8 protein-coding genes are annotated in these 13,150 nt (G+C 59.8%); 2 read left to right on the top strand and 6 right to left on the bottom strand.

Going from position 1 to position 13,150, the window contains the following annotated elements; all coding sequences use genetic code 11:
- The 6 genes from FJY67_04005 to FJY67_03980 form a co-directional block, all read right to left on the bottom strand.
- The coding region (locus FJY67_04005; protein ID MBM3328624.1) for a hypothetical protein at positions 1–771 on the bottom strand (771 nt) is incomplete at its 3' end.
- Positions 772–3,834, bottom strand: a complete 3,063-nt coding sequence (locus tag FJY67_04000) for a hypothetical protein (GenBank protein ID MBM3328623.1) — start codon at positions 3,832–3,834, stop codon at positions 772–774.
- Between the two features lie 36 nt (positions 3,835–3,870).
- Positions 3,871–5,556 (bottom strand): hypothetical protein, encoded by a 1,686-nt coding sequence (locus FJY67_03995; protein ID MBM3328622.1) that lies wholly within the window; start codon positions 5,554–5,556, stop codon positions 3,871–3,873.
- Positions 5,557–5,591: 35 nt separating this feature from the next.
- Entirely contained in the window at positions 5,592–6,953 is a 1,362-nt protein-coding gene (locus FJY67_03990; protein MBM3328621.1) for a 4Fe-4S dicluster domain-containing protein, read from the bottom strand.
- A 577-nt stretch (positions 6,954–7,530) separates the two neighbouring features.
- Positions 7,531–9,954 (bottom strand): endopeptidase La, encoded by a 2,424-nt coding sequence (lon, locus tag FJY67_03985; protein MBM3328620.1) that lies wholly within the window; start codon positions 9,952–9,954, stop codon positions 7,531–7,533.
- Positions 9,951–10,400: an Hsp20/alpha crystallin family protein gene (locus FJY67_03980; protein ID MBM3328619.1), complete on the bottom strand. Its 450-nt coding sequence runs from the start codon at positions 10,398–10,400 to the stop codon at positions 9,951–9,953. The genes lon and FJY67_03980 overlap by 4 nt, the downstream gene beginning before the upstream one ends.
- Before the next feature lie 329 nt (positions 10,401–10,729).
- Between FJY67_03980 and nrdR the strand changes: the two genes are divergently transcribed.
- Both nrdR and FJY67_03970 read left to right on the top strand, forming a co-directional pair.
- A complete protein-coding gene (gene nrdR / locus FJY67_03975; protein MBM3328618.1) occupies positions 10,730–11,173 on the top strand; it encodes a transcriptional repressor NrdR in 444 nt (147 codons plus the stop codon).
- A gap of 37 nt (positions 11,174–11,210) precedes the next feature.
- Entirely contained in the window at positions 11,211–13,133 is a 1,923-nt protein-coding gene (locus FJY67_03970) for a hypothetical protein (protein MBM3328617.1), read from the top strand.
- The last annotated feature ends 17 nt before the right edge of the window (positions 13,134–13,150 follow it).

Here is a 13,150-nt window from a genome sequence, read left to right as displayed (position 1 = left end):
GAATCCAGCGAAAGCGCCCATGGTGACGGCGTTTCCGGATAACCGATACCCTATTTCCGCGCCATCGACCCAGCCAACTCCCCCGGCTCGCGATGGAATAAGCCTCCCTAACTCGAGTTTAAAAGGTTTGGCTGCGTCACGCCAACTTAAGCGCGCTTCATAAAGCCGCATTTCGCGCCGACCGGGCCGCCCGGTTCGCAGGGCAGACCCTGCCCGCAGCCTCCAATAGGCGCTCCACGGGCTTCCCAGGGCGCGTTCAAGGGATCCATTCAACATCAGCGACGACTGCCGGTATTCGTATCCGCCCGAGCCGGAAGGGTTCTGAACATAGAACCGGTAACCCGCGCGCATCCGCAGATGGCTCGGGACAGGGCGACCTTTGGCTGCCGCAGAAGGCTCAACAACAGCCCGCTGCGGTGCCTTGAGCGTATCCCGTCTGGGCCGTGAATCTTCACCACCATCGATGACCGGTCGTGGTGCGGTCGGATAGATTGCCACTCGATCACCCGCCTGCGGACTCCCAATGCCTACCACCCGGCAGGCTGCCGTTCGTCCGGCAAGATAGGTCACGACCAGTCGGGCGACGACGCTATCGTTGCGGACGATTAGAGCGCTGTCCCCCGTCATCAAGCCGTCGCCCGATCCCCGGTCAAGATAGATCGTTTCCGATGCAACATAGGCCACCTGTGCGGTAACCTGTGCCCTCGCCAGGAGGGTGTGAAGTCCCACGGTGAAGACGACGAGAAGTGCCAAGGTCGAGCCTCGTCCCATCTATCGCGCCTCATGCAGCCGACGCCCGGCGTCGCCTTTGGGACGCATTAGAAGCGCTTCACCGCGCGGATGACACCGGTAGCATGCCGCGCTGTTATACTCATAGCGCGGTTCTTCGCGATGCTCCCGGTCCATGGCATCGCGACGATGCTCGTGGCAGTCGATGCAGGTGAAGATCCGGAAATCGTTGGGATTGGTGTGACAGGATGAGCATACGCCGTCCCATTCTCCTCGATGGCGCCCTGTATAGATCGGGAACCACTGTGCATCGTGGTTGAAATTAGCCGGATCCCAGGCTGCCGTCGAATGGCACGAAGCGCAGGCTTGGGGGAATCCGGCGGCTTGATGATTGGGGTTGCGGGCGTTTTCGTAGTCGTCCCGGTGGCAGAAAAAGCAGTCGAAAGGAGTTCCGGTATATCTCCCCCCGATATGACACTCCGCGCAGCCGGCAATCCGGTGCGCACCGGTGAGTGGAAACCGGGTAGCCGAGTGGTCGAAGAGAGCCGGTGTCCAGCCCTCCGTCGTATGGCAAACCGTGCAGGTGTGGTCATAGTTCCCACTCCGATGGTCGGGATCGGAAACACCTTCAAAGTCGTCCCGGTGGCAGGCATAACACTCAACCGGTGTCCCGGAATAGCGCCCTCCAGTATGGCACTCCGCACAGTCGGTTCGCAAGTGCGCTCCAGTAAGAATGAACCGCGCCCGCGAGTGGTCGAAGGTCGCCGGAGTCCAGCCCTCGGTCGTATGGCAAACCGTGCAGGTGTGGTCATAGTTCCCATTCCGATGGTCGGGATCGGAAACACCTTCAAAGTCGTCCCGGTGACAGGCATAGCACTCAACCGGTGTCCCGGTGTAACGCCCCCCGGAATGGCAGACGACACAACTGACCGACCTATGCCCGCCGGTTAGTATGAAACGCGCGCGGCTGTGATCGAACGCCGCCGGACGCCACCGGTTGGTTTGATGGCAGAGCATGCAGTTGTCGGGAAACGCGGCTTGGTAGTGTTCCGGGTTTAGCGTCCTTGCATAGTCGTCCAGATGGCAATCGCGGCAAGCCGCTCCGGTTCCGGTGAAGCGATTCTGGTGGCATCGATTACAGTCGAGGTTCCGGTGCGCACCGGTCAGTCTGAAGTCGGTGCCGGTATGGTCGAATGCTGCCGGTCGCCAGCCCTCCAGCGAATGGCAGGTAGTGCATACACGGTCGAAATTGCCGGCTTGATGCCCAGGGTCGGCGACGCCTTCGAAGTCGTCACGGTGGCAGACATAACACTCCAGTGGCGTACCGGTGTAGATGCCACCGACATGGCAGGACGCACACTCCGTCCGCCGGTGAGCCCCCGCCAGCGGGAACCTCGCGAGCGCATGGTCGAAGGTCGCCGGGCGCCAGCCTTCGGAGGAATGGCAAGTCTGGCACGATGAACTGAACCGCCCGCTCGAGTGATCGGGCTGACGGGCGCCTTCGAAGTCGTCCCGGTGGCAGGCATAACACTCAGCCGGTGTCCCGGTGTAGATGCCTCCGGCATGGCAAAGCGCACACTCCGTCCGCCGGTGAGCCCCCGACAGCAGGAACCTCGCAAGCGCGTGGTCAAAGGAAGCCGGGCGCCAGCCTTCAGTGGTGTGACAGGTTTGGCATGACGAACTGAACCGTCCGCTCGAGTGATCGGGCTGACGGGCGCCTTCGAAGTCGTCCCGGTGGCAGACCCCGCACTCAGCCGTTGTGCCGGTGTAACGTCCTCCGGTATGACATTCGGCGCATTCAGCCAGCCGGTGCTTTCCGGTCAGGGGGAAGGGAGTCCGGTCGTGGTCGATCCGTCGAACGTCCCAGTCGTCAGTGGTGTGGCAATCGGTGCAGTCAAGGCTATAGTTTAGCCGCCGATGGTCGGGGTCGGCCGAGCGCTCATAGTCACTGCGGTGGCAGGAGTAACAATCCTGCGGCGTCCCCTGCCAGACGCCTCCGGTATGGCACTCCGCGCACTCCGTCCGGCGGTGCGCTCCGGTCAGGGGGAAGCGGCTTAAGGCGTGATCGAAAGTCGCAGGCTTCCAATCATCGGTCGAATGACAAAGAGCACAGTTCGAATCGAACTGCCCCCGGACATGATCGGGGTCGTCGGCGCGGGCGAAGTCCCCATTATGGCAGGAAAGGCACGCCGTCGGAGTTCCCGTGAACCGGCCTTCCTGATGGCAGGCGGCACAGGCCGCCGAGCGATGACTTCCGGTGAGCGGGAATCGGGAGAGATCGTGGTCATACCGTGCCGGGCGCCAGCCTTGAATAGTATGGCAGGATGCGCAATCATGGCTGAACCGGCCCTGCCGGTGGTCGGGATTCAAGGTCCGATCATAGTCGGCAGTGTGGCAGGTCTGGCAATCGGACGAAAGGCCCCGATAGCCGGACTGGTGGCATGTTGCGCACTCGACCGCCTGATGTCCGCCTACCAGCGGAAACGATGTCGGATGGACAAACGCCGCTCCACCCCACGAACTACGTCCCGGCGCCCCGACCGGGGAGTGGCACTGGGAGCAGTCAGTGCTGAAGCCTGCCGCCCGGTGATCGGGACTGCGAGTGCGCTCGTAGTCCTTGATATGGCAGGAGAAGCACTTTGCTGAAAGTCCAGCGAAAACGCCCCCGCTATGGCAACTGCGGCAATCCAGCCCCCGATGAATGCCGGTTAGCGGGAACCGCGTCAGTTCGTGCCGAAAAGCCATATCGGGAGCGGCTTCCCAAGTCTGCGGCGAATGGCAGACCACGCAGGTCGGCCCGAATTGCCCGCTGTGAACATCTACGTGGCAGGCGCGGCATGCGGAAGGCGTCCCGGCAAAGCGTAAGTTGCGGTGACATTCGCGACAGGACGTTGTCCGGTGCCGGCCTTCAAGGGGAAAGGCCGTGCCGCTATGGTCGAAGAGGCGGACTGAATCTGCTGCCTGCCAGCCCTCGACTGTATGGCACTCCTTGCAAGAGATAGAGAGCTCCCCATGCGGATTCGACTGCGCCTGTGCCAATGAAGCGGGCAGAAAGCAAATGAGAATCGGCAGAAGTCGGCAGTGCTTTAACCAGTGCGCATTCATTATTGAATCCAATCCTAAATCCTTAAGCCTTAAGCCTTAAGACTTATGACACTCCTCGCATCGGATGGGGAGCGGCTTATAACGAACAATGGAATCTATTGGATCGGGCTTATGACAGGATTTACAGGCGACCAGGGAATGTGCACCGGCGAGGGTGAACCGGCTCTGCCGGTTGTGATCGAAGGTGAGCACTTTCCAACCGTCCGGCAGGTGGCACCGGCTGCAATCCACAACCGCGTCTTCGGTTGGAGCAAACTGACCGCGATGGACATCCATGTGGCACGACTGACAGCCCGTTTGGAGCGATTTCAGGGTCAACACTCGGCTTCCACCATTATCTATCTCATGGCATTTGCGACAGGCAGCTGTCCGGTGTCTTCCCGAAAGCGGGAATTTGGTTTCAATATCATGGTCGAACCGGTCTGCCGCGACGCGCCAGTGCTCAGTCGTGTGACACTTCTCGCAGCCCGCCTTTGCCAGAAAACGATCGACTTCGCTGCGATGGGGGTCCGGGTGGCAGGCAACGCAGTTCGATGGCTCAATCCGAAAGGTCATAAGTTTGCCCTGCGCCGCTTGCCTCTCGTTATCGATACGGTGGCATTTTAAGCATGGCGTCGCAAGATGAGCGCCGGTTAGAGGGAAGCGGGAGCCTTGATGTTGTTCGAGTCGATACGTCGAGGGGCTGAATCCGTCGGTTGTATGGCAAGATTCGCAGCGACCTCCGTCAGGCCGGGTTGCGAACTGCCCCTGGTGAAAGTCGCGATGGCAGGCAGCGCACCCGGCTGCCTGAAGAGGCTGCCTCCGGTCTGCTTCTATCCTCGTTCCACTTGCCCGGTCGCTGGTGTGGCACGACGCACACTCCGCCACCTTGTGCTTCCCGGTAAGCGGAAAGGCTGTCCGGTCGTGATCGAACCGGCCGGCGGCGACCTGTCGGAAGTCGTCGGTGTTATGGCAGTGCTTGCAATCTCCGCCCAGCCGACCGAGGTGCGGATCGGCGTGACACGACGCGCAGTTGGCGTATTCCAGTCCGCGATAGCGTCGCACGGGATTCTTGCTCCGGCGCGGCAACGGACCACCGGTTGGCGTTTCAGCGGCAGCATCCGAGTAGGGAGTATGGCACTTCGCGCATTCGACCTGCCGGTGCTTGCCGGTCAGGGAATAACGGCTTCGGTCGTGAACAAATTTGGTTGCCGGCTGCCATGACTCCAGCGTATGGCAGGCAAGGCACTCTTCACCTAAATTGCCGCGGTGCTCGTCCTGGTGGCAGTCTATGCAATCCTGTCCCAGACCGAGGAACGTCCTTCCGATGCGGACGGTCGAATCCAATGAGATGGACCCGGCTTGAATAAGCGATTCCCGGTGGCAGTCTTTGCAGGCGACGATTCTTCCGGCGCCGGGGCGATGCGCGCCTTCGAGCGGCCAGCCGGTTCGGGCATGGTCGAAGCGGTCTTTGCCGCCCTCCTCCCAGTGGACGATCTCGAAGTTTTCGCCGTGATGCTCGAAGTGGCAATCCTTGCATTTGCGGGCGAACGTCTCCGGCTGACCGTGCAAGCCTTGTTTCGCTTCGCGGCGGCGGGCGACGGTAGTGTGGCAGGCAAGGCACCTGGCGTTTGACACCTCCCGCCCCAATTCGTGGCACTTGGTGCAGTTGGTGAGACCTTCCTGAGCGGCGTGGTAGCGGGACAACTTTCCGGGCGAAATCTGCGCAACGGCGGGCGGCACTATCATCATCATTATCATCATTATCATCATCATCATCATTTCTGACCGAACTTTCGGGTGAACTGGATGCCGATCCGCTGCAGGAACTCCGCCGGTAGTTCGCCCCCGGCAAAGACGAAGACCTGATCGTTGGGCAGGATGACCGGCTTGCCTTGCTGTTCGAGTTGCACCGTGTCGGCTTCGATCTGCTTCACTTCACTTAGGAAAAGCGGCACGACGCGGTTTTCGCGCAGGGCTCGCTTGATCCGTTCGCGGTTGCCCTCCTTGATACGGTAGAATTCCTCCTGCCGGTAGGAGATATGGACGGTGTTACCGGGTTGCTCGGAAAGTGAGACGGCTGACTCGACGGCGCTGTCGCCTCCCCCGACGACGAGGATGCGGAGATGGTGGAACTTCTCAGGGTCGGTGAGGCGATAGGCAACCTTGCCCGACCCTTCGCCCGGAACGCCCAGCTTGCGCGGGCTGCCCCGGCGTCCGGTGGCAAGGAGTACCCGACGGGCACGGTGCTCCCCTGACCTGGCGGTCAGATTAAAGATGCCGTCCAATGATGATGATGATGATGTGATGCTCTCGATTTTTTCACCCGACCGAACCGCCAGCCCGGCGTTGCTGCAGACCTTGAGAAGCAGTTCAAGCAGCGCTTCCTTGCTGATCTCGCCCGGACTCACTTTGCCATGTAAGGGAAGTTCGATCGGTGCGGTCAACACCAACTTGCGCCGCGGGTAGGTAAGGATCGTCCCGCCGAAGTCGTCCTGATCGAAGATGATGAACTTGAGGCCGGCTTTCCTCGCTGCCAACGCGCCGCCTATTCCGGCTGGACCGGCTCCGACAATCGCCAGATCGTATACATCATCATCATTATCATCATCATCCTTGCCCCCCAGACTGCGCACAATGTTCTCCACCGCCTGACGGCCTTGTGTAACCGCGTTTCTAATGAGTCCCATTCCGCCCAATTCACCTGCAATGTAGATGCCCGGGATATTCGATTCGAAGGTGCCGCTGACGTGCGGTATATCGACTCCGCGCTTTGCGGTGCCAAAGACGAGGCTTATCGCGCTTACCGGACAGGCTGCCGCACATAGACCGTGCCCGATGCAGCGTGATGGATTGATGAGCGCTGCCTTGCCCTCGATCAGACCGATCACGCGCTCTTCCGGGCAGGCTTTAACACAGGCTCCGGTGCCGATGCAACTGTCGGGGTCGATGGTCGGATGGAGCGATGCCGGCTCGTCCAAGCCACGCAAGGCGGCTTTGGCCATCATTGCAGTTGCAGCGGCGCTCTTGCGGCGGTCGCGGAGGATGTAGTAGGCGGGAAAGCCAACGGTCAGCAGCGCGACAAAAGCGTAGATCAGAAACTCGGGGCCGGGTAGGGTTAGGTGTAAAGTGTCAAGTATCAAGTATCAAGTGTCAAGTGAAAAGCCTTCATCATCATCATCGGCATCAGGGTTGTTGTGGTGACAGGTGTCTTCACCTGACACATGCCGTCGGGTGGGGACACCAGACGGCACGATGATCATCATCATCGGCATCAGTGTTGTTGTGGTGTCAGGTGTCTTCACCTGACACACGCCGTCGGGTGGGGACACCCGACGGCACGATGATCATCATCATCGGCATCAGTGTTGTTGTGGTGTCAGGTGTCTTCACCTGACACATGCCGTCGGGTGGGGACACCAGACGGCACGATGATCATCATCATCGGCATCAGTGTTGTTGTGGTGTCAGGTGTCTTCACCTGACACATGCAGTCGGGTGGGGACACCCAATGGCACGATGATCAACATCATCGCATCAGGGTTGTTGTGGTGTCAGGTGTCTTCACCTGACACACGCCGTCGGGTGGGGACACCCGACGGCACGATGATCAACATCATCGCATCAGGGTTGTTGTGGTGTCAGGTGTCTTCACCTGACACACGCCGTCGGGTGGGGACACCCGACGGCACGATGATCATCATCATCGCATCAGGGTTACGACTTCTTGCGCCGCTCGCCGCTGCGACGTTCGAGCGTCGGCTGCACCGACTTCTTTTTCGATGGCGGGACGAGGATCATCTTTAACACCTCGTCGAGGTGATCGACGAAGCGGTATTCGATCTTGTCTTTAACGATGTCGGGAATTTCGGCCAGATCGGCGCGGTTTCCAGTGGGGCAGATGACGGCCTGCATATGCCCTCGCGCAGCCGCGACCGACTTCTCCCGCAAGCCGCCGATCGGGAGGACTTCGCCAAGCAGGGTGATTTCACCCGTCATGGCGATATTGTGCCATGCCGGGCGTCCGGTGAAGAGTGAAGCAAGTGCAGCGGTTATTGTCACCCCCGCCGACGGTCCGTCTTTCGGCGTCGCACCCTCCGGGATGTGGATGTGGATGTCGTGTTGCTTGAAGTAATCCTGCGGGATCTTCAGATGCGCTGCCCGCGACCGGAGATAGGACATCGCGATCTCCGCCGACTCCTTCATTACGTCGCCGAGTTGCCCGGTGATGCGCATCCGGCCTTCGCCCGGCATGGCAAGAGCCTCGATCTGGAGCATCACTCCTCCGACCGGCGTCCAGGCGAGGCCGGTAACGACCCCGACGCGGGGGTTCCGGCCCATCAAATCGGGCATGACCCGCGCCGGGCCGAGGTATTTTTCCAGGTTCCGGGTGGTGATGTTGCACCTGCGAATTGTCGAGTCTTCGGCGACCTTGACCGCAACCTTGCGGCAGACGCGTCCAATAGTCCGCTCAAGCGTCCGAACGCCGGCTTCGCGGGTGTAATAGACGACGATTGTCTCGAGCGCTTTTTCAGTGAATCGCACCCGATCCGCCCCGATACCGTTCTCCTTCAACTGCCGCGGCACGAGGTATCTCCGCGCGATGCGCACTTTTTCGGGTGTGATGTAGCCCGGCAGTTTGATCACTTCCATCCGGTCGCGCAGCGGCGGCGGGATCGTCTCAAGGTAGTTCGCAGTAGTTATGAACATCACCTGTGAGAGGTCGAAGTCGAGTTCGAGGTAGTTGTCCTGAAAGGCGAAATTCTGCTCCGGATCGAGCACTTCGAGCATCGCCGAAGCCGGATCGCCGCGGAAGTCGGTGCCGAGTTTGTCGATCTCGTCGAGCATAAAGACCGGGTTGTTAGTGCCGGCCCGCTTCAGGTTCTGGATCACGCGTCCGGGCAGCGCTCCGATGTAGGTCCTCCTATGGCCGCGTATCTCGGCTTCGTCGCGCAGTCCGCCGAGCGATATACGGACGAACTTGCGGCCCATCGCTTCGGCGATCGATTTGCCGATGGAGGTCTTGCCGACGCCGGGCGGGCCGACGAAACAGAGAATCGAGCCCCGGCCTTCACCGCGCAGTTTCTTCACTGCGAGGTATTCGAGAATGCGCTCCTTGACGTCGTCGAGGCCATAGTGTTCGCGGTCGAGTATCTTGCGCGCTTCAGGGATGTCGATGTTGTCCGCGGTTCGAACCCGCCAGGGCAGGTCGAGGAGCCAGTCGATATAGGTGCGCGCTACCGTCCATTCCGCCGACGCGGGGTTCATATTACCGAGCCGCTCGATCTCGCGCCGGGCTGTTTCGATGACCGGATCCGGCGCGTCGAGGTGGGCTATCCGCTCCCTCAACTCGCGAAGTTCAGCGCCTTCTTCCTCTTCGCCCAACTCCCGCTTGATTGCCTTGAGTTGCTCGCGCAGAAAGTAGTCCTTCTGACTCTTTTCGATTTGGCCTGAGACTTCGCTTTGTATCTTGCTGCCCAATTTCAGCAGTTTCAATTCCCGATCGACCATCTTGGAGACGATCTTCAAGCGCACATCGACGTCGATTGAGGCGAGAACTTCCTGCCGCTCGTCAGGGCGGATGTTGAGGTTGGCGGCGATGAAGTCGCACATGGCCCCGGCGTCGGAAATATTGATCAACGCCACTTTCATTTCGTAGGGCAGGTAGGGCGCAGCATCGATCACCTCTGAGAAGGCGTCCCGCACCTGGCGCATCAGCGCTTCGGAGCGCAGGCCCTCGGACGGCTTCGATTCGATCTGCGAAACCGATACGCGGGCGAAGCCGTTGTCGCCGGGAAGATAGGCGTTCAGTCTAATGCGGGACTGACCTTGCATCAAAAGGCGAAGCGTCCCGTCCGGAATGCGCAGCATCTTGATGATCGCCGAGGCGGTGCCGATCTCGTAGAGTTCCTCGGTCGAAGAATCCGGCTCGTCATCCGTCCGGCGCAAGGCGACGGCGACGACCTTGCTCGGCGAGTTGAGGACCTCGCCGATTAAACGGATCTGCTCGTCATCCTTGACGATAACCGGTGTGATGACGCCGGGGAAAAGCACCAGTTCGTCGGTGACGAAGAGCGACAGGATGGTCGGAATGACCGGCTCGCTATTCTCGCTGCGAGATTTGGAGGGCTTCTGATTCACAGGTCGATCTCGAGGTCGCGACGTTCGATCTGAAGCAAGTCGAGTTTGGGCAGACGGACCTCAAGGAAGCCCTGCAGGTAGCGCTTTACCGAGCGGTCGGGATCGACCCGCGCCGGCAGGTCGATGCGCCGTTCAAACGGCCCGAAGTCGATCTCCATATTGTGATAGTGCCGTTTCTCATCGACCGGGAGTTCCCGGCGCAGACCGCGCAAGGTCAGCACCTGGCCTTGAAGGGTCAAACGAATATCGCTGGTGCTGATACTGGCAATATCGACGACGATGACGACTTCGTCGTCGGTTTCATAGACGTCGGTAGCCGGTTTCCAGCCTTTGTGCTGGGACATCAAAACCGGTCGGCGGGCATTGTAGAAGGTTTGAAAGTAAAAGTCGAACTCGTCGGAGGAATCGGATGCCTTCATTTGGAGAGATAGTGCCGCGCTGCTCACGGGAACTCCCTTGAGTCAATGAATGTTAAAACTGCACCGGACTTTTAGAATGCAATGACCGCCGGCGGAGATGGATACAAGTTAGGGATTGGGGAGTATCTTAGCAAGACATCGCAGTGGGGGGGGCTATAATGCCTTTAATGGAGGCAGCAAATAGAATGACACTTCGATTGCCCTCCTCGAGGATTGGAGGCTATCTTATAGACGCTTGACAGTGGCTAACGGACGAATGCGTCCGTCAGCCCGGTCCGAGGGGACGAGGGCGTCCCACCGGCATATAACAGACGGGAGCATCTTATAACTCAGCGCCAGCAGACGGGTCGCGCCTAATGCTTTGTCCTTTTTGCCATCACCCCGACGATCGGGTCGTCGATTCCCGGACCCTAAAGGAGGGGGCCGAGGTGCGCCGTCGCCGCGAATGCCTCTCCTGCGGACGGCGGTTTACCACTTATGAATTCATAGAAGCCGTCTCGTTGATGGTAGTCAAACAGGACGGCCGCCGGGAACCGTTCGACCGGGCAAAATTGCAACGGGGTATTGCTATCGCGCTCGCCAAGCGACCCGTTCCCCGGGAGAAGATCGTTGAATTGGTCAGGGAGATCGAGGATCGGTGCCATGACCGGGGGGGCACTGAAATGCCCTCCAGCGAGATCGGCGAAATGGTGATGGCCCGATTGAAGGAAATCGACGAGGTGGCTTATATACGCTTTGCGTCGGTTTACCGGCGATTTGAGGATGCCGGCAGATTCCGGCGCGAATTGGACAGTATGTGATGCGGGCTTATTGCCAATGGTCTCCGGTGGGTTTCGTTTGAAGTCCAATCTCCTCCGCGAGGGAGCGGTCTGGCTGGGGTATGGGACACTGGCCATGCTATTCACCTGGCCGTTGGTAACCGGACTCGACCAGCAGTTATCCGGGCGGGGCGGAGATGCCTATGCTATCTATTGGGTTGTCTGGTGGACGGGTCAAGCGCTGCGCATGGGCGTCAGTCCCTTTTCTTCACCGCTCATCTATCATCCTCTCGGCACCGATCTCTCGCCCGAGCCGTTTCCCTTCGGTCTAGCCCACTATCTTCTCTCACAACTCTTTCCGGCCCTCAGCGCATTTAATGTCCTCTATTTGCTGCAATTTCCCTTTGCTGCATGGGGGGCTTACCGGTTGGCGCTGCACCTCTGGGGGAATCGCTCGGGAGCGCTGCTGGCGGGTCTGATCTATGGCTTTGGCCCCTATATGATGATCCGCGGAACCGGGCATCTCAGTTTGATGACGAATGGGTTCTTTCCGCTTGCGCTGCTCACGATCTTTCGTGCGATCGTGGCTGAGCGAGTTATCCCGCGCCAGATGGTTGCCGCGGGTCTCATGTTGACATTAGCCTGCCTTACCAGCACCTACCATGCCATCTTTCTGTTCCTCTACTGTCTGGCTCTGACTTTCTATCTCCTCCGGGTTGAGCGAAGTCCCGGCGGTGCGGGACGACTCTTGGGAATAGGCGCTGTCACATCGATAATGTTGATCCCCTGGGGTCTGAAGTTCCTATCGGCAACCGCTACGGGTTATTATCGCGCTACGGGAATGCTCGGGCAGGCCTGGCTTGGCTCGGTAGATTTATTAGGAATCCTCGCTCCTCCGGCGCTACATCCGATTTATGGCGAGGGAGCAAGACGATGGTTTGGCATAATTGGCAGCGGGGGTATTGAGCGAACGGCCTATACGGGTGTCATTGTGCTATGCCTGGCAATACTGGGCGCGCGCTGCCTGCGGTCGGATCGGTGGGGACGCTGGGTCTTGCTATCGACAATCGGTGCCTGGGTGATGAGCCTGGGGCCGTTTCTGCAGGTGGTAGGTCGGATGACCTATATCCCGCTGCCGGGCTTTGTAATGGCAGTCACTCCGGTTCTTCAGCATGCCCGTGCACCAGGCCGTTGGACGATATTGACGATACTGGGGATTGCCCTGCTTGCTGCCGGAGGCGTCAAATGGCTGCAGGAACGGACCCGTCCGGGGAGGTGCAGGCTCTATCTGGCGGCGATCGTTTTACTAACGCTTTTCGAGTATTGGCCCTCGCCTTACCCGGTGGCAGATGCCACAGTGCCGGGACTGCTAAGCCGGCTGCCGATCGATGAGCGGCATCCGGCTCTCCTCGACCTGCCATTGGGCCGGATCGACGGTCTAACCGGGCGCGGCCGGTTCGAAGCGCGCCACATGCTCTTTCAAACCGTCCACCGGAGGCCGATCCTGAGCGGCTACGTCTCGCGAGCCAGACCGGAGCATTTTGCTCAACTTGAAGCGGGGCTTCCCGGCGCCATTGTCGCTGCGCAATCGGCAGTCGCGCTGCAGGAACGGCCCCGCAATCGGGGCGAGGGCTTGAAAGGACAAGTCCGTCGTTGGGCTGGAGAGGGTGGAATGGTCGCAAAAGCCTTGCGTTTTCTCATTGGAGAGGCGAAATTGCAGGACATCCTTGATTCCGACAAGAGTAGCCTGACCGCCCGCGATACGTTGATGCTTGAGCCGGTGAATGCTTTAATTGAAGCCGACCGGCTGGGACTTGGGCTAGTCATCGTTGCCGATACGACCGACCCTGCTGCGGCAGCGGGTCTTGGCTTTGTGCGGTCAGTCCTGCCACTAAGGGAAATCGGAAGCGAAGGTTTGACGCTGGTGCTGGGAATCGACTACTATAGGGGGAATCCACTTGGCGAGACCCCTTCGGTCCCGGCCCAATCCGGTCGCCATTAAGTCATTCCACAGGTTGA

The organism is Calditrichota bacterium, assembly GCA_016867835.1.
Classification (GTDB): domain Bacteria; phylum Electryoneota; class AABM5-125-24; order Hatepunaeales; family Hatepunaeaceae; genus VGIQ01.
This window is presented reverse-complemented; position numbering and strand designations above follow the sequence as displayed.

Bases quoted from the DNA above. Each gene is read 5' to 3' on its own strand.
- FJY67_04000 (MBM3328623.1), bottom strand. From the start codon at position 3,834: ATGAATGCGCACTGGTTAAAGCACTGCCGACTTCTGCCGATTCTCATT.
- nrdR (MBM3328618.1), top strand. From the start codon at position 10,730: ATGCTTTGTCCTTTTTGCCATCACCCCGACGATCGGGTCGTCGATTCC.